Consider the following 17,302-nt stretch of genomic DNA (forward strand, 5'->3'; position numbering starts at 1 on the left):
CAGCGCATTCGCGCTGTTGCACGCGCCGGGCGAGGGCCTATGTCACGCGCCATGACCAAGAGCATCACCCTGAACGGCGCCCCCCACCGCTCCGCCGCCGCGACCATCGCCGAGCTGGTGCGCGAGCTCGAACTTACCCCGGAGAAGGTCGCCGTCGAGCGCAATGGCGTGATCGTGCCGCGCTCGACCCTCGCCGAGGCACCGCTCGCCGAGGGCGACACGCTCGAGATCGTGCACTTCGTGGGCGGCGGCGATCACGCGGGCGAGGACACCTGGAGCGTCGCCGGGCGCACCTTCCGCTCGCGGCTGATTGTCGGCACCGGCAAGTACAGGAGCTTCGAGCAGAATGCCGCCGCCCTTGCCGCTTCGGGCGCGGAGATCGTCACCGTCGCGGTGCGGCGGGTGAACGTCAGCGATCCCAAGGCGCCGATGCTCACCGACTTCATCGATCCCAGGAAGGTCACCTACCTCCCCAACACCGCCGGTTGCTTTACCGGGGAGGAAGCCGTGCGCACGCTCCGTCTCGCGCGCGAAGCGGGGGGCTGGGACCTCGTCAAGCTCGAGGTGCTGGGCGAGGCGCGCACGCTCTACCCGGATATGCGCGAGACGCTGAAGGCGACCGAGGTGCTGGCCAAGGAAGGCTTCCTCCCTATGGTCTACTGCGCCGACGATCCGATTGCGGCCAAGCAGCTGGAAGACGCGGGCGCGGTGGCGATCATGCCGCTGGGTGCGCCGATCGGCTCGGGGCTCGGCATCCAGAACCGGGTGACGATCCGCCTGATCGTCGAGGGCGCCAAGGTCCCCGTGCTGGTCGATGCGGGCGTCGGCACGGCGTCCGACGCGGCGGTCGGCATGGAACTGGGCTGCGACGGCATCCTGATGAACACCGCCATCGCCGAGGCCAAGGACCCGATTCGAATGGCCCGCGCGATGCGGCTCGCCGTCGAAGCCGGACGCGAGGCCTATCTCGCGGGGCGGATGGCACGGCGAATGTATGCCGATCCCTCGAGCCCCCTGGCGGGCCTCATCTAGAAAACCGGCCGAGTTGAGTAACCTGTGTTAGAATGGGTAATGACTTATTTACCATAGGCTGCGACCTTCTCCTCGTCCGAAGGAGACCCAGCACCATGATGATGCCGATTGCCGAAATGCGCGAATTTGCCGGGTTCGCTCCGGCGGAGCAGCGTTACATCAAGCGCAGCCTCGATATCGGCCTCGCTCGCACCGACGCCTTCCGCCGCTGGGGGCGCGACGAGAGCGAGAACACCGCGATCCGCCGCCAATATGTCGCCTATCAGGACCTGAAGGCGCTGCGTGCGCTGATCCCGCAGGACAACACCCCCTTCGAGGTCGAGCGCTTCCTCGGCAAGCTGGTGCGCCTTGCGGCCTTCGATCTCGAGCAGGAGCGGCTCAAGAGCTTCTCCGCCTTCCGCTTCCTCTACGAACGCCTGCTCGGTGCGGCGTCGCGGCCCTATCTGCCGGCCGCCTTCTGCGCCGCCGCAGCGCTTCCCATCATGCGTCCGGAACGCCGCAAGCTGCTGCTCCAGAGCTTGAGCGAAGCCGCCGCCACCGCGCCCGGCTGGTCCGAGCGCGAGCCGGTCTTCTACCCCGAATATGTGGACGATTTCGAGGCGGCCTAATACGGACGGGGGGATGGAGACGTCCTCCCCCTATCACCCGCCGGTCAAGCGTTCGCTCGCCATCGCGGGGCACGCGACCTCGATCAGCCTGGAACCGCTGTTCTGGGAGATGCTGCGCGCCGCCGCTGCTCGCGAGGGGATGGCGATTGCCGCGCTTGTCGCGCGCATCGATGCCGAACGGATCAAGTCGCCGACCCCGCCCGGCCTTGCGAGCGCAATCCGGGTGTGGCTGGTGCTCGATGACACGCGGCGCAATGTTTCACGTGAAACATTGGGGTGAGCCCAGGGGGAATGTTTCACGTGAAACATTGCAACCAGCCTTGGCAAAGATGGGTCTGGGGCGGGTCTGGCAAGGGTCTGGGCCGGGGCAAGCGGGGGTCTGGCGCGCGCGAGCCTGGTGAGAGCGGCCAGCAACCGCCGTCTGTCGTCACTGCAAGGCCGAAGGCAGGGACAATCCATGGACCGACCACCTGCGGCACGCTGAGGCCGTGGATCGCCTGGTCGCTACGCTCCTCGCGATGACGAGGGGCAGGAAATCAGTCGTCCACCCGCTCGATATCCGCACCCACCAACTGGAGCTTCTCCTCGAGCCGCTCGTAGCCGCGATCGAGGTGATACAGGCGCCGCACCGTCGTCTCCCCCTCGGCCGCAAGCGCGGCGATCACGAGGCTCATCGAGGCGCGCAGGTCTGTCGCCATCACCTCGGCGCCGGTCAGGCGGTCGACGCCCTTGACGATGGCGGTGCGGCCCTCGGTGGTGATGTCGGCTCCCATGCGCGCGAGTTCGGGCACGTGCATGAAGCGGTTCTCGAAGATCGTCTCCTTGAGGACGCTCGCCCCTTCCGCCTTGCACAGCAGCGCCATCAGCTGCGCCTGCATATCGGTGGCAAGCCCGGGATAGGGCGCGGTGGTGAGGTTGGTCGCCTTCAAGCCGCCATTCGGCCTCACGGTCACGCTCTTCGCGTCCCACGTCACGTCGATCCCGATCGCCTGCAATGCGTGGATCGTCGCCATCATCTCGTCGGCGCGCGCGCCTTCGAGGCGCACCTCGCCCCCGGTGATCGCCGCCGCGCAGGCATAGGAGCCCGCCTCGATGCGGTCGGGCATCACCCGGTAGGTCGCCCCGTGGAGCCGCTTGACGCCGTGGATGGTGAGGTTGGAGGTGCCGATCCCCTCGATTTCGGCGCCCATCGCCACCAGCATATTGCACAGGTCGACGATCTCGGGCTCGCGCGCGGCGTTGAACAGCCGGCTCGTGCCGTTGGCGAGCACGGCGGCCATCAGCGCGTTCTCGGTCGCGCCGACGCTGACCACCGGGAAGTCGAAATCGCCGCCGGGCATCCCGCCGTCGGGCTGGATCGCCTTCACGTAGCCTGCCGCAAGCTCGATCCGCGCGCCGAAGGCTTCCAATGCCTTGAGATGCAGGTCGATCGGCCGGTTGCCGATCGCGCAGCCGCCCGGCATCGAGACGGTCGCCTCGCCCGCGCGGGCCAGCATCGGGCCGAGCACCAGAATGCTGGCGCGCATCTTCCTCACGAGGTCATAGGGCGCGACGGTGGAGGTGATGCGGGTCGCCTCCATGCTCATCACCCGGCCGAAATCCTCGGGCCGCGTGCCCTGGATCACCGTGGTGACGCCGAACTGGTTCATCAGGTGCTGGAACCCGTCGATATCCGCAAGGCGCGGCAGGTTGCGCAGCGTCAGCGGCTCTTCGGTGAGGAGCGCACAGGGAATGAGCGTGAGCGCGGCGTTCTTCGCGCCGGAAATCGGGATGGTCCCTTCAAGGCGGCGCCCGCCCCGGATGATCAGCTTGTCCATGCCGCCAGCCTTAGCGGAATGTGCAAGGCGCGCAACTCGCGCGCAGGAGCGCGGACGCGCGTTTTGCCATCGACGATTGACCTGCGTTATGGCGCAAGGCACTCAGATCCGCAGACGCGCGGGGCATCCCGTCCACCCTAGCGAAAGCCGTCCATGTCCCTGAAGCCGATCAGCCCGAAACCCATCAGGAAAGCCGTCTTCCCCGTCGCCGGCCTCGGCACCCGGTTTCTGCCCGCCACCAAGGTCGTGCCCAAGGAGCTGTTGCCGGTCGTGGACCGGCCGCTCATCCAGTATGCCGTCGACGAGGCGCGCGAGGCGGGGATCGAGCAGCTGATCCTCGTCACCGGGCGCGGCAAGACGGGCATCGTCGAGCATTTCGACATCGCCTACGAGCTCGAACACACGATGAGCGAGCGCGGCAAGGACCTCTCGCTGCTCGAGGCGACCCGTGCGACGCCCGGCGATGTCATCGCGGTGCGCCAGCAGGTGCCGCTGGGCCTTGGCCATGCGATCTGGTGCGCGCGCGCGATCGTCGGCGACGAACCTTTCGCGATTTTCCTCCCCGACGAGCTGATGGTGGCCAAGCCCGGCGGCACCGGGTGCATGAAGCAGATGGTCGAGACCTATGAACAGGTCGGGGGCAACCTCATCAGCGTGCTGGAAGTGCCGATGGAGCAGGTCTCCTCCTACGGCGTGATCGATCCCGGCGCGGCGCGCGGCAACCTCACCGAGGTGAAGGGTCTCGTCGAGAAGCCCCCGCAGGCCGAGGCGCCGTCGAACAAGATCGTCTCGGGCCGCTATATCCTCCAGCCCGAGGTGATGCGGGTGCTCGAGACCCAGGGCAAGGGCGCCGGCGGCGAGATCCAGCTGACCGATGCGATGGCGAAGATGATCGGCCAGCAGCCGTTCCACGCGGTGACCTTCGACGGGTTCCGCTACGACTGCGGGAGCAAGATCGGCTTCGTCGAGGCGACCCTGGCGATCGCCCTGCGGCGCCCGGACATGGGCGAACAGGTGCGGGCGATCGCCGCGCGGCTGCTGACCTGAAGCACCTTGTGACCCGGATTGGTCGGACAGAGCTCTAGGCGGCCGGGCGCTGCGCCTTGCCCGCGCCGGGGCCCGTCACCAGTCCTGATCGCACGGCCTTGCGGAACAGCGATGGCGCAACGCCCGATCTGCTGTGGAAGCTGTCGCTGAAACGGGATGTGTTTGCGAAACCGGTGCCCCCGGCGATCTGGGCGACGGTCATGTCCGAGCGGATCATCAGCGCGGCGCCGTGGGCGAGCCGTCGCCAGCGCACGTGATCGTAGGGCGAGCGCCCTACGGCGTGCTTGAACACCCGGCTGAAATGATAGGGCGAAAGCTGCGCCTGCTCGGCAAGGCTTGAAAGCGTGATCGGCCGGTGGAGATTGTTCTCGACATAGGTCAGCACGCGGCGCAGCCTGTGCGGCGCGATCCCCAGACGCGCCTCCGCGACCCCGGTACCGGCGGGGAAGCTGTTGACCAGCGCCAGTGCCAGTTCTGCGGTCAGCCGTTCAAGCTGGACATCGTCCTCTTCTGCCGTGCGCAGCGCCCGCCGCATCATCTGCCATGCCAGTCCCGCGAGCGCGGGATCGGGACGCAGCGCGAAAGGTTGGGGTAGCCGCCCGAGGCTCATCGCCTCAAGCCGTCCAGCCGGTACGCCGATCGCGATCAATGGTGAGCAGTCGCGGCAGTGCCACATGGTCATCAGTTTGCCGGCCGGGATGAAGGTCGCCCGGTCATCGCTGTGCGGGCCGATGGTGCTGCGCTGCCCATCAAGGTCGATGGTGATCCCGGTAAGGTTTCCAAGCGTCAGCAGAATGATGTCGCGCGCATCATCGCGCAGCTCGATGGTCCCCGTTTGCGCGTCGGGATGGGGTGAGGCGAGCAGCACCTCGATCTGTGTGGCGGCGTGCCGGATCAGCGCGTTTTCTGCGTCGATCAGGCCGGGAACCGCCTGCTTGGGATCGGAAAATCGCCAGTTCTCGATGATCGGCATGATAGCCACCCCTTATGTAGCGACTGCTTCGTCAGAGCCTGTATACCTTATGTAGCACTCGCAACAATCCCCCTGTGCGGTGACCGTGATTGAGCTCGCCCGCGAGCCGCATCAGCGTGTCGGGGAAGCCGTGCACCGGGAGCGCGGCATTGACCGCTGCGATCTGGGCGCGGGTCAGGCCCTTGCGGATCATCCCCTGGCTCGCATCCACCCAGTCGGCCTTGCGCAAGGCGTTGACGGCGGCCGCATTGGCCCCGCGAAAGGGCGTCAGCTTGTGATGCCAGACGATCAGGTCATGGATCAGCGCTGCGTCGAGATCGGGCGCATGGTCCCGACGCGCGGCCTCGGCCTGCGCGGCGGAGGGATCGAGATAGGCGAGGGTCCGGTCGGTCCACATCCCCACATCGTGATAGGCCAGCGCAAAGGCGAAAGGCCGCCGCCAGCGTGCCTCGCCGCCCATGAAGTGCATGGCATAGGTCAGCACGCGGTAGATGTGGTTGCGGTAGCCGGGCAGGTCCGCGCCGACGCACGGGGCAAGCTGCGCCAGCTCGCTTTCGACCACGGTGTCCAATTGGATGATGTCCATGGCAGCAGGATCGCTCTATGCTGCACTGCATCGCAAGACACAGAAAGTTCTGACCATGCCCGCGAGCTACCAGCCCAAGCGCCCGCCGATGGATGCCTGCCCTATCGAGCACGTGGTCGCCCTCGTCGGCGGCAAGTGGAAGGCGCGGGCGCTTTACCTGCTCTCGGTCCGTCCTTTCGCCTTTGCCGAGCTGCGACGCGAGCTGGGCGGAGTGAGCCAGCAGGTGCTCTCGACCCAGCTGAAGGCGATGCTGCGCGACGGGCTGGTGAGCACGGTGGTCAACGATGACGCGGCGGCCACGCTGTATGTCGCGACACCCAAAGGCTGCGATCTGGTCAAGGTGCTGATGCCGGTGGCCGAATGGGGCACGGCGGAGCTGCGCCGCCGGGGGGAGGATTGGCAGCCGCCGCTCGCTCCGCTGGCCCCGGCGCCCTCGTCGGTCAGCTAGGCCGCCGTCACCCGCAGCGGCAGGGTCTTCAGCCCGCCGACAAAGGTGCTGCTCGCGCGGGCCGCCTCACCTGCGGGTTCGACGGCGGCGACCCGGTCGAGGATCGCCTCGAACAGGATCTTCATCTCGAGCCGCGCGAGGTGCAGGCCGAGGCACTGGTGCGCCCCCGCCCCGAAGGCGAGGTGCCGGTTGGGCGAGCGCGCGGCGTCGAAGCGGCGCGGGTCGGGGAATTGGGCGGGGTCGTGATTGGCGGCGACGTAGTTGATCATCAGCCAGTCGCCCGCCTTCACCTGTTGCCCGCCGATGTCGCAGTCCTCGGCCGCCGTGCGCATGAAGTGCTGCACCGGGCTGGTCCAGCGGATCGCCTCCTCGACGATGCCGGGGAGCAGCGAGCGATCGGCGCGGACACGGGCGTATTGCTCGGGGTCGTTCGCCAGCGCCTGCATCGCCCCTGCCGTGCTCGCGCTGGTGGTGTCGTGCCCGGCGGTGGCGACGATGATGTAGTAGCCCGCCATGTCGCGCGGCGGGAGCGGCTTGCCGTCGACAAGCGCGTTGGCGATCACGCTCGCGACATCCTCGGTCGGGTGGCGGCGGCGCTCCTCGGCGATGGCGGCGAAATAGTCCTCGAAGGATTTCACCGCCGCGGCGACGATCTGCACCACCTGCTCGGCGGTCATGTTCTCGAGCCCCGAGCCGGACAGGTCCTTGTCCTGCCCGCCGAACATCTGCTGGGTCAGCATCATCATGCGCGGCTCGTCCTCCGGTGGCACGCCGAGGATCTGCATGACGACCCGCAAAGGATAGGGGCCGGAAACCTCCTTCACGAAGTCCACGTCCGGGCCCTGCTGGATCATTCTGTCGACGGTGCGCGCCGCCAGCGCGCGCAGCTCATCCTCCAGCCGGGCGAGATTGCGCGGCATGAACCATTCCTGGGTCAGCTTGCGATATTTGGGGTGGATGGGCGCGTCGAACACCACCAGCGAATCGACGAGGATGTTCGACCCTGTCGCCGCGCGGCTGAAGGCGATTGTCTCGTTGAAGCTGAACACCACCGGGCGCGGGTTGTTGAGGAAGGCGGCGTTGTCCTTCGAGATGCGCATCACATCATCGTAGCGGGTGACCAGCCAGAACGGATCGAACAGCCCGGGCGTGTCGGGCTGGACCTTGGCGACCGGCGTTGCCGCGCGGATCGCATCGAAGGTGTCGAGCAGCCCGTCCCATTGCGCATAGGCGTGGGGATCGATCACCCGGCGCGCGATGTCGCCGGGGAGTACCGCCTCCCCGCTCACGCCGCTTCGACCCCCTCGCGCGCCTTGGCGGCGAACTCGTCGCGCAGCTCGCGCTTGTAGAGCTTGCCGTTGGCCTCGCGCGGCAGGTCGGGGCGGAAGTCGAAGAGCTTGGGCAACTTCACCTTGGAGAGCGAGGGCGCGAGGAATTCCCGCAGCTCCGCCTCCAGCGCTGGCCCTGCGTCCGCCATGTTCTGCGGCTGCACCACCGCCACCACCTTCTCGCCGAGATCCGGGCAGGGCGCGCCTATCACCGCCGCGTCCATCACCTTGGGATGGGTGACGAGCAGGTTCTCGATCTCCTGCGGGTAGATGTTCACGCCCCCGCTGATGATCATGTGGCTCTTGCGGTCGGTCAGGTAGAGGAAGCCGTCCGCGTCGAGGTGCCCGATGTCGCCCAGCGTCATCCAGCCCCTGGGGTGCATCGCCTCGGCGGTCTTGGCGGGATCGTTGTGATAGGTGGGGAGCAGGGCATTCTCGAAATAGATGAGGCCGTCCTCATCCGCCCCCAGCTCCGCGCCGTCGGGCCCGCAGACGTGCAGCGTGCCGTAGATCGCCTTGCCGACACTGCCGGGGTGGGTGAGCCAGTCGGCCGAGCGGATCAGGGTCATGCCGATGCCCTCGCTGCCGGCGTAGTATTCGTTCACGATCTCGCCCCACCAGGCGATCATCTCCTGCTTGATCGGCACCGGGCAGGGCGCGGCGGCGTGCAGGGCGCGCTGGTGGCTGGAGAGGTCGTATTTCGTACGCAGCGCCGGATCGAGCTTGAGGAAGCGCACGAAGTGGGTCGGCACCCACTGGCTGTCGGTGACCTTGTGGGTCTCGATCGCCTGCAAGGCCTCCTCGGGATCGAAGCGCTCCATCATCACGACCGTCCCGCCCAGCCGATGGACCACCGAACACCACCCGATCGGCGCGGCGTGGTAGAGCGGGGCGGGGGAGAGGTAGACCATCGAGCCGTCGGCCGGCATCCCGGCGCCCATCATGGCGAGGCCCATCAGCGGCACCGGGGCCTGCGGGTCGGGATCGGCAGGCGGCGCGGGGCGGATGCCCTTGGGGCGGCCGGTGGTGCCCGAGGAATAGAGCATCACCATCCCCGCGCTCTGGTCCGGGATCGGCTCCGGGGCCTGCGCGGCGAGCGCGGCGGCGAAGTCCTCTGCATCGCCGCTGTCCATCACCAGCACCGTGAGCCCGGGGCACTCCTTGCGAATATCGCCGAGCATCGCGGTGAAATAGGTGCTGGTGATCAGCAGCTTCGCCTCGGCATCGCGGATGATGTAGGCGGCCTCGGGCGCGGTCAGGCGCGAGGAGATCGGCACGAGCATCGTGCCCGCACGCTGCGAGCCCCAGATCAGGGTGAAATACTCGATGCGGTTTTCCAGCAGTACCGCGAAGGCATCGCCCGCGCCGATCCCGTGGGCACGCAGCAGCTGCGCGAAGCGGTTCGATTCCGCCTCCATCTCGCCATAGGTGATCCGCTTGCCCGATCCGGTCATGATGACGGCGGGATGATCCGGGCGGGTCGCGGCGTGCGCGATCGGGTGCATCGACATGGTTTCTCTCCCCAGCGACCGCACATCTCCGGGCGCGGCCGACGTTCTCTCTCGCGCCAAAATCTAGCGGGAGCGGGAACGCTCGCAAGGGAAAAGAGTATGGTAATTGCTACCCAATGGGCCGGACCCGGCGCCGCGTGGGGAGCACATAAAAAAGGCGGCGGGATAACCCGCCGCCCATGTTCGGACACCCTCTCCAATGTCCGGCCCGTTTACACGGGCAATCTCGTGATGCGATCAGTCGCCGCCCTGGCCCGTGAGCTTGGAATCGCGGGCGTAGGCAAGCTGCGCTTCGCTCTCGACCATATACGGAATCGGATTGACTGCAAGCCCGTCGACGCGAACTTCGTAATGAAGGTGCGGACCGGTCGAGCGGCCGGTCGAGCCGACATAGCCGATCAGGTCGCCCTTCTTCACCGTGTCGCCCGCGGCAACCGCGAGGCGCGACAGGTGGGCGTAGCGGGTTTCCATCGACGCGCCGTGGTTGATGGCAATGTAGAGGCCGTAGCTTGAATACCAGTCCGCGCGGCCGATCACGCCGTCGGCGGTGGCATAGACCGGAGTGCCGGTCGGTGCGGCAAGGTCGATGCCGGTGTGCTGGCGGCGGCCGCCGAGCACCGGATGCTGGCGCATCCCGAAGCCGCTGGTCAGCGCCGCACCTTCGAGCGGCATCCGCGAGGGAACCGAAACCGCGTTCTCACGCAGGGGAGAGGAGAAGGCGTTGTATGCCGCTGCGCCCGTGGCGGCATCGACGGCGGGGGAGGTGCGCTCGATCGCGGTCCAGCTGGCGAAAAGCGACTTGAAGCGCGCGTCGCTGTTGTCGACCACCCCGGGCTGCGCTTCGCGGACCGGCTGGGTCACGTAGGCGCTCGTCGAGGATGCGGAATTGGCGGTGTTGGCAAAGGCCGGTGCTGCGGCAGAAACCAGAACGGCTGTGCAGGTTGAGGCAACGAGCTTCAGCGCGCTTTGCAAGGCAAGTTTCATATGTGACCCGGTTCCCGATTGCGGCCATTTGGCCGTAGGAATGTTCCGGCACGTCTGCTGCGCGCCTTTGCTGCAGTTTGGTTACCCATGTGAGTCGCTAAAGGGCAATCGCTTCGTAAAATCCGCGCGACAAACCGGCTGCAAGACGCGCCGAGTCGTTGAACGGCGGCTTAACCATACCGCGAAAGTACCGTTTTACGAGGCATTGCCAGTAGGATTCGGGCTCAGCCTGCGCCGTTTCGGCACATTGCAGAAAATGCTTGGTGCCCACCGCGACGTGGCGGATTTCGTCGTCAAGTATCCTCGTAAGGATGCGCGCGCCGTGCTCGTCGCCGGCCGCGCGGACCCGCTCCAGCGTCATCGGCGTGACATCCAGCCCGCGCGCCTCGAGCACCATCGGCACCACCGCCAGACGGGCCGCGACATCGTGGCGGGTGGCGTGCGCGGCCTCCCACAGCCCGGCATGGGCGGGGAGCGCGCCATAGTGGCTGCCGAGGCTTTCGAGCTTGCGCGCCAGCAGCGCGAAGTGCATCGCCTCGTCGGCGGCGACGGCGAGGAAATCGCTCACGAACCCAGCGCCCATCTCCCCCCCGAATCGTCCCGCCATGTCGAGCGCGAGATCGATCGCGACGAATTCGATGTGGGCGAGGGAATGCCACAGGGCGATCCGCGCGCGCTCCGACCCGCCACGCCCACGCTTCGGCATCCGGTTCGGCGGGAGCAGCTCGGGCGCATCCGGCCAGGCGGGGCGGTCGGGCATCACGACGTCGAAGTCCGACGCCAGTCGCCCTTGCCGCCACCCCCGCGCCACCTCGCGCGCCGCGAAGCACTTGGCGCGCGGATCGGGCGTCAGCAATGCGGCGCGGATGGCGCGGGCGACGGTGGTCACGGCCTTACAGCGCCTTCGCCGCGGCCAGGACCTCCTCGGCGTGGCCTGCGACCTTCACCTTGTCCCAGATCTGCGCGATCTTGCCCTGCGGATCGACGAGGTAGGTCGCGCGGACCATGCCCATGTAGGTCTTGCCGTACATCTGCTTTTCCGCCCACACGCCGAGCGCGTCGCTGAGGCCGCCTTCCTCGGCGTCGGTCGCGAGCGGGGCGGTGAGGCCGTGCTTGGCGATGAACTTGGCGTGCTTCTTGGCCGGGTCCTTGCTGACACCGAGCAACTTGGTGCCCGCCGCTGCGAACTCGTCCTTCAGCGCGGAGAAGTCCTTGTTCTCGGTGGTGCAGCCGGGGGTGTCGTCCTTGGGATAGAAGAAGATCACCAGCTTGGAGCCAGCGAAGTCCGAGGGCTTCACCTGCCCGCCCTCGGGGGTTTCGAGTCCGATGTCCGGGATGGCGTCGCCGACGCCGGGGAACTTGCTCATCGTGTGCCTCCTGTTGGCTTTTCGAGAATGTCGGTGCCCAGAATCGCGTTCCAGGCCGCCGCGACGCTTTGCCGTGCATCGGCAAAGGCGTCCAGCAGCGCGGCGTAGCTGGCATGGCCGCAGGCCCGCGCCAGCGCCCGCGCACCGCTCGGCGGCGGTTCGCGGCCGTCGGGGGCGAGCAGCCGCCCGGCCACCAGCATCCGCGTCATCAGCGCATGGGGTTCGGCAAGGCCCGCCGGAACGAGGCCCGCCGCCGCGAGGCCCGCCAGGGCCACCTCCATGTCGGGCGAGAGCGCGTGCGGCGCGGCTTCGGCGAGCGGGCGTCCGTCCGCCGCCTCGCCGCGCAGCTGCAGGTAGTGGACGAGGAACTCGATATCGACGAGCCCGCCGCGCGCCAGCTTGGCATCGACGGGGCCGGACTGCGGCTTGTGCCTTGCCATCTCGGCGCGCATCGCCAGCACCGCCTCGCGCAGCGCCGCCTTGTCGCGCCGGGCGTGCAGCACCTCGGCGAGCACCGCGCCGATCTGGCTGCGCGCCGCGTCCGATCCGAACAGCAGCCGCGCGCGGGCGAGCGCCATGTGCTCCCACGTCCAGGCCGCCTCGCGCTGGTATTTGCCGAAAGCCGCGCAGCTTACCGCCAGCGGGCCCTGATTGCCCTGCGGCCTGAGGCGGGTGTCGACCTCGTAGAGCGCGCCCTGCGCGGTCGGCACCGACAGTGCGGCGCTGACCCTGCTCGCAAGGCGATTGTAGTAGATCGTCCCGCCCAGCGGCCGCGGCCCGTCCGATTGCGCGGCGAAATCGCCGGTGAAGAGATAGACGATGTCGAGATCGCTGGCATGAGTCAGCGCCCCGCCGCCCAGCCGCCCGAGGCCGAGAATCACCAATTCGCTCCCCGCGATGCGCCCGTGCTTGGCGACGAACTCGCGGGCGGTCGCCCCCGTCGCCAGCGTGAGCGCCGCCTCGGCGGTTCGCGACAGCGCGCGGGCGATGTCGAGCGGATCGGCCAGCCCCTCGATCAGCTGGATGCCCAAGGCAAAGCGGATCTCGCCGGTGACGATGCGGATCGCGTCGAGCAGCGCCTCGTAATCGTCGCGCACCGCCGCGCCCTGCATCCGCGCCATGATCTGCGGAACGTCGCCGGGCAGATCGAGCGCGTCCCTGTCGATCAGCGTGTCGAGCAGCTCGGGCTTCCTCGCCAGCTCGTCCGAGAGCACCGGGGCGAGGGTCAGCGCCGCCACCAGCCGGGCGATCAGGTCGGGCCGGGCGTCGAGCAGGCGGAAGGTGGTGATCGCGCTCGGCACGCTTTCGAGGATGCGCTCCCAGCGGGTGACGGCGCGCATCGGATCGTCGCTCTGCGCCATCGCCTCGAGCAGCGCCGGGGCGAGCCGGTCCCATGCCGCCACGGCCTGGGGCGAACGGATCGCGGCATAGCGCCCGTCGCGCCACGACTTGACCCGCTCGGCGAGGATGACCGGGTCCGGGAAGCCTTGCGCGTCGAGCTCCCGGGTCAAGGCGCGGACCGGCACGGGGGCGGGCGCGGGGGCCGGCTCGGCGCGGCCGATCAGCGCCTCGTAGAGCCGCGCGCTGCGCGCGGTGATGTGCGCCAGCTCCGCGACCAGCGCCGCGCCGTCTGCGACGCCGTCGAGCTGGGCGACGGCGTCGAGCGCGGCGCCATCGGGCAGCGTGTGGGTCTGGCGATCGTTGACCATCTGCAGCCGGTGCTCGACCTCCCGCAACCGGTCGTAGGTCTCTCCGAGCGTCGCGGCATCGGCGGGCGAGACCCACCCGGCGGCGGCCAGCGCATCGAGCGCGGCGCGGGTGCCGCGCACCCTCAACGTGAGGTCGCGCCCGCCGTGGATCAGCTGGAGCGTCTGGGCGTAGAACTCGATCTCGCGGATGCCCCCGCGCCCGCGCTTCACGTCGAAGCCGGGACCCGGAACGGGCGGCCCCTCGTGGCTGTCACGGATGCGGTGAGTGAGCGCGCTGATCTCCTCGATCGCGCCGAAATCGAGCTGGCTGCGCCACACGAAGGGGCGGATCTGCGCGAGGAAATCCTCCCCCGCCGCGATGTCGCCGGCCGCCGCGCGCGCACGGATGAAGGCGGCGCGCTCCCACGCGAGCGCCTGGCCCTGATAATGCGTGAGCGCCGACCCCACCGGAACGCTGAGCGGGCTGACCTCGCTCGCCGGGCGCAGCCGCAGGTCGACGCGCAGCACGTAGCCTTCCGCCGTGTTCGCGGAGAGCAGCGCCACCACCCGCCGGGCATAGCGCTGCGCCGCCTCGCCCGGATCGTCGGCAGGGCGGCGCGGCAGGCGCTCGCGGTCGAACAGCAGCACGGGATCGATGTCGGAGGAATAGTTGAGCTCGCCTGCCCCCTGCTTGCCCAGCGCGAGCGCGATGAAGCCGTCGGCGGAATCGATCCCGCAGCGCTCGACGATCGCGGTGCGGATCGCGCGGTCCAATGCCCTGTCGGCGAAGGCGGTGAGCTCGCCCACCACGCGCGCCAGCGGGAAGGCGCCGGCAAGATCGCCGACCGCGAGCGCCGCCGCCAGCGCCAGCCGCTCGCGCCTGAGGGCGACCTCGACGTCCGCGTTCTCCCCTTGCGTGCGGGCCCAGGCAAGCGCCGCTTCGCCCTCGCCCTTGGCCAGCTGGTCGGCGAGGTCAGGTAGCCGCTCCAGCGCCCGCGCGAGGAACGGCGCGTGGGCGCGGGCGCGGTGCAGCGCGTGGTCCCAGTCAGGTTCGCGGTTCTCTCCCATCGGTCGCCTGTGTGGCGGGGCTCGCCGCCGCCCGCAAGGGGCGCGCTTGCACCCGCCTTGCGGCTCTGCGATGGGAAGCGCCGGTCGCGCTTCGGACCGACGGGAGAGAATTGACATGGCACGCCTTCACGCCGCGCTCGGCGCTTTGCTCGCAGGATCGCTTGCGCTCGCCGGGTGCCACACGCCGCCCGCGGTGGCGAGCGCCAGCCAGTCGCTCGACATCCCCGAGGTCGCGCCCGGCACCATCTCCGAAGCGACCATGAAAGACGTGACCCGCACCCTCGCCAGCGACGCCTTCGAGGGCCGCGCGCCGGGATCGGCGGGCGAGGAGAAGACCATCGCCTTCCTCACCGAGCGCTTGAAGGCGGCGGGGCTCCAGCCGGGCAACAACGGTTCGTGGGTGCAGGAAGTGCCGCTGGTCGAGATCACCGGCAAGGACTTCGCGCCGCTGACCGTCACCGGCGCGAAGGCGGGCGGCTCGCTCTCCTTCGCCTATGGCAAGGACTGGGTCGGCGCGACCTATCGCGAGCAGGCCAGGACCACGCTCAAGGACAGCGAACTGGTGTTCGTCGGCTACGGCATCAACGCGCCGGAAAAGGGCTGGAACGACTACGCGGGCCTCGATGTGAAGGGCAAGACGGTGGTGATCCTCGTCAACGACCCCGACTGGCAGACCGCGGGGACCGAGGGGCCCTTCGGCGGCAAGGCGATGACCTATTACGGCCGCTGGACCTACAAGTACGAGGAGGCCGCAAGGCAGGGCGCGGCGGGCGCGCTGATCGTCCACCAGACCGAACCCGCCGCCTATGGCTGGAACGTCGTCGAAAGCTCTTGGAGCGGCCCGCAGGCCTATGCCCAGCGCGGGCCGAACGCGGCTCCGCTCACCGAAATGAACGGCTGGGTCACGCAGGACGCCGCACGGGCGATCCTGAAGGCGGCCGGACAAGACCTCGACGCGCTGACCAGGCAGGCCCAGGCCAAGGGCTTCAAGGGCGTGCCGCTCGGATTGAAGCTTTCCACCAGCTTCGCCAGCGACGTGAGGAGCTTCAAGTCGCACAACGTGATCGGCATCCTGCCCGGGAGAGAGAAGCCGGACGAAAAGGTGCTCCACACCGCGCATTGGGACCATCTGGGGCGCTGCACCCCGGCGCCCGACGGCGACGACATCTGCAACGGCGCGATCGACAACGCCACCGGCACCGCGGCGCTCGTCGCGCTGGCCGAGGCCAACGTGAAGGCCGGGGCGCCGCGCCGCAGCCTCGTGTTCCTCGCGGTGACGGCGGAGGAATCCGGCCTGCTCGGCGCGAGCTACTACGCGCAGAACCCGGTCTTCCCGCTGTCGCAGACGGTGGGCGGCGTGAACATGGACGCGCTGCGGATGGCGGGCCCGGCGAAGGACGTAACCGTGGTCGGCCTCGGCAAGTCCCAGCTCGACCGCTTCCTCGAAGCCGCGCTCAAGGTCGACGGGCGGACCATCACTCCCGACGCGAAGCCCGAGGCGGGCTACTACTACCGCTCCGATCACTTCGCGCTCGCCAAGCTCGGCGTGCCGATGCTCTATGTCGATGGCGGGCAGGATCTCGTGAGCGGCGGGCGCGCCGCGGGCGAGGCGATCGCCAAGGACTACACCGACAAGCGCTACCACGGCCCCAAGGACGAATTCGACGATAGCTGGGACTGGTCGGGCGTGATGGCCGACCTCCAGCTCTACTATCGCCTCGGCCGGATGATGGCGATGAGCGCGAGCTGGCCCAACTGGGTCGACGGGGACGAGTTCCGGGCGATCCGCGACGAGAGCTGCGCCGGCAGCGACAAGGGCTGCTGACGCGCGCGCCATGGCCATGATGATGATGCCGCCCGAATGGGCACCGCAGGACTGGATCTGGATCGGCTTCCCGCATCTCGCGGAGGAGTGGCCGGGCTGGCTCGAGCCCGCCCAGGAGCAGATGGCGGCCTTCGCGAGCGCCGTGGCGGACAGCGGGCAGGCGGTGCGGCTGCTGGTGCGCGACGCGGCGAACGAGGCGCGCGCCCGCGCGCTGGTCAGCGGCAAGGTGACGCTCGAGCGCCGGGTGTATGGCGACGTGTGGCTACGCGACACCGGCCCGCTGGTGGTGACGCACGCGGACGGCACCCGCAGCGCGCGGCGCTTCGGATTCAACGGCTGGGGGGAGAAATACCTCATGCCCGGCGACTTGGAGATCGGCTCGGAGCTCGCCCGCGATGCCGGGCTCGCGGTCGAGACCGCGGCGATGATCCTCGAGGGCGGGGCGATCGACGGCGACGGCACGGGGCTTGTCGCGACCACCGAGCAGTGCCTCCTCAACCCCAATCGCAACCCCGAGATGAATCGCGAGGAAATCGAGGCCGAGATCGCCGCGCGGCTCGGCTTCACCCGGGTGCTGTGGCTCGGCGATGGCCTCGTCAACGACCACACCGACGGGCACGTCGACAACCTCGCGCGCTTCGTGGCGCCGAACCGGATGATCGTCCCGCAAGCGACCGGCGCGGACGATCCCAACGCCGCGATCTACGCCGATGCCGCCGCGCGGGCCAAAGCCTTCGGGGTCGAGGTGGTGCGCATCCCCTCCCCCGGCCGGATCGAGCGGGACGGGCGGGTGGAACCTGCCAGCTACGTCAACTTCGCGATCACCTCGCATCTCGTGGTGGTGCCGACCTTCGGCTCGCCCCACGATGCCGATGGCGTCGCCGCCATCGCCGCGCTGTTTCCCGACCGTGACACGATCGGCCTGCCCGGCGAGGCGGTGCTGGCCGGCGGCGGAGGCTTTCACTGCGCCAGCCAGCAGATGCCGGCGGCGCGCGCACGGGATTAACGATTCGTTAGGGA

Annotated in this window: 16 protein-coding genes; 7 read left to right on the top strand and 9 right to left on the bottom strand. The window is 68.8% G+C overall.

Annotated elements, in window-relative coordinates:
* The first annotated feature begins 51 nt into the window (after nt 1-51).
* The 3 genes from thiS (at nt 52) to OPU67_RS06135 (ending at nt 1,920) form a co-directional block, all read left to right on the top strand.
* Nucleotides 52-1,032, top strand: a complete 981-nt coding sequence (gene thiS, locus OPU67_RS06125) for a sulfur carrier protein ThiS (protein ID WP_324255344.1) — start codon at nt 52-54, stop codon at nt 1,030-1,032.
* Nucleotides 1,033-1,127: 95 nt separating this feature from the next.
* Nucleotides 1,128-1,640 carry a hypothetical protein gene (locus OPU67_RS06130; protein ID WP_267618377.1) on the top strand — a complete coding sequence of 171 codons (513 nt, stop codon included), beginning with the start codon at nt 1,128-1,130 and terminating at the stop codon, nt 1,638-1,640.
* A 13-nt stretch (nt 1,641-1,653) separates the two neighbouring features.
* Nucleotides 1,654-1,920, top strand: coding sequence for a ribbon-helix-helix domain-containing protein (locus OPU67_RS06135; protein ID WP_267618379.1), 267 nt, complete (start codon nt 1,654-1,656; stop codon nt 1,918-1,920).
* A gap of 256 nt (nt 1,921-2,176) precedes the next feature.
* Here OPU67_RS06135 and murA read toward each other — a convergent pair whose 3' ends face one another.
* Nucleotides 2,177-3,457, bottom strand: a complete 1,281-nt coding sequence (gene murA, locus OPU67_RS06140) for a UDP-N-acetylglucosamine 1-carboxyvinyltransferase (protein WP_267618381.1) — start codon at nt 3,455-3,457, stop codon at nt 2,177-2,179.
* 153 nt (nt 3,458-3,610) lie between these two features.
* Between murA and OPU67_RS06145 the strand changes: the two genes are divergently transcribed.
* On the top strand, nt 3,611-4,504 hold the full coding sequence (locus tag OPU67_RS06145) for a UTP--glucose-1-phosphate uridylyltransferase (RefSeq protein WP_267618383.1): 894 nt from the start codon (nt 3,611-3,613) through the stop codon (nt 4,502-4,504).
* Nucleotides 4,505-4,538: 34 nt separating this feature from the next.
* On the opposite strand, the gene OPU67_RS06150 is transcribed toward OPU67_RS06145, so the two are convergent.
* Both OPU67_RS06150 and OPU67_RS06155 read right to left on the bottom strand, forming a co-directional pair.
* Entirely contained in the window at nt 4,539-5,477 is a 939-nt protein-coding gene (locus tag OPU67_RS06150) for a helix-turn-helix domain-containing protein (RefSeq protein WP_267618385.1), read from the bottom strand.
* Nucleotides 5,478-5,508: 31 nt separating this feature from the next.
* Nucleotides 5,509-6,063 carry a hypothetical protein gene (locus tag OPU67_RS06155; protein ID WP_267618387.1) on the bottom strand — a complete coding sequence of 185 codons (555 nt, stop codon included), beginning with the start codon at nt 6,061-6,063 and terminating at the stop codon, nt 5,509-5,511.
* Between OPU67_RS06155 and OPU67_RS06160 the strand changes: the two genes are divergently transcribed.
* The gene (locus OPU67_RS06160) at nt 6,062-6,511 is read left to right on the top strand and encodes a winged helix-turn-helix transcriptional regulator (RefSeq protein WP_267618389.1); all 450 of its coding nucleotides are present in this window, start codon (nt 6,062-6,064) and stop codon (nt 6,509-6,511) included. The two genes, OPU67_RS06155 and OPU67_RS06160, sit on opposite strands and share 2 nt — an antisense overlap.
* Here the strand turns inward: OPU67_RS06160 and OPU67_RS06165 are convergent.
* The 6 genes from OPU67_RS06165 to glnE form a co-directional block, all read right to left on the bottom strand.
* Nucleotides 6,508-7,800, bottom strand: a complete 1,293-nt coding sequence (locus OPU67_RS06165; RefSeq protein ID WP_267618391.1) for a cytochrome P450 — start codon at nt 7,798-7,800, stop codon at nt 6,508-6,510. The genes OPU67_RS06160 and OPU67_RS06165 overlap by 4 nt on opposite strands.
* Nucleotides 7,797-9,344: an acyl-CoA synthetase gene (locus OPU67_RS06170; protein ID WP_267618441.1), complete on the bottom strand. Its 1,548-nt coding sequence runs from the start codon at nt 9,342-9,344 to the stop codon at nt 7,797-7,799. The genes OPU67_RS06165 and OPU67_RS06170 overlap by 4 nt, the downstream gene beginning before the upstream one ends.
* 243 nt (nt 9,345-9,587) lie before the next feature.
* On the bottom strand, nt 9,588-10,334 hold the full coding sequence (locus OPU67_RS06175; protein ID WP_267618392.1) for a M23 family metallopeptidase: 747 nt from the start codon (nt 10,332-10,334) through the stop codon (nt 9,588-9,590).
* Between the two features lie 97 nt (nt 10,335-10,431).
* Nucleotides 10,432-11,223 (bottom strand): ferritin-like domain-containing protein, encoded by a 792-nt coding sequence (locus OPU67_RS06180; RefSeq protein WP_267618393.1) that lies wholly within the window; start codon nt 11,221-11,223, stop codon nt 10,432-10,434.
* Nucleotides 11,224-11,227: 4 nt separating this feature from the next.
* Nucleotides 11,228-11,701 (bottom strand): peroxiredoxin, encoded by a 474-nt coding sequence (locus OPU67_RS06185; RefSeq protein WP_267618394.1) that lies wholly within the window; start codon nt 11,699-11,701, stop codon nt 11,228-11,230.
* Nucleotides 11,698-14,457 (bottom strand): bifunctional [glutamate--ammonia ligase]-adenylyl-L-tyrosine phosphorylase/[glutamate--ammonia-ligase] adenylyltransferase, encoded by a 2,760-nt coding sequence (gene glnE, locus OPU67_RS06190; RefSeq protein WP_267618395.1) that lies wholly within the window; start codon nt 14,455-14,457, stop codon nt 11,698-11,700. The genes OPU67_RS06185 and glnE overlap by 4 nt, the downstream gene beginning before the upstream one ends.
* Nucleotides 14,458-14,572: 115 nt before the next feature.
* Here glnE and OPU67_RS06195 point away from each other — a divergent pair, with 115 nt between their 5' ends.
* Nucleotides 14,573-16,282, top strand: a complete 1,710-nt coding sequence (locus tag OPU67_RS06195) for a M28 family metallopeptidase (protein WP_267618397.1) — start codon at nt 14,573-14,575, stop codon at nt 16,280-16,282.
* A gap of 10 nt (nt 16,283-16,292) precedes the next feature.
* Nucleotides 16,293-17,288, top strand: coding sequence for an agmatine deiminase family protein (locus tag OPU67_RS06200; protein ID WP_267618399.1), 996 nt, complete (start codon nt 16,293-16,295; stop codon nt 17,286-17,288).
* Nucleotides 17,289-17,302: the final 14 nt, after the last annotated feature.

The sequence above is a fragment of the Erythrobacter sp. WG genome (assembly GCF_026586795.1).
GTDB lineage: Bacteria > Pseudomonadota > Alphaproteobacteria > Sphingomonadales > Sphingomonadaceae > Erythrobacter.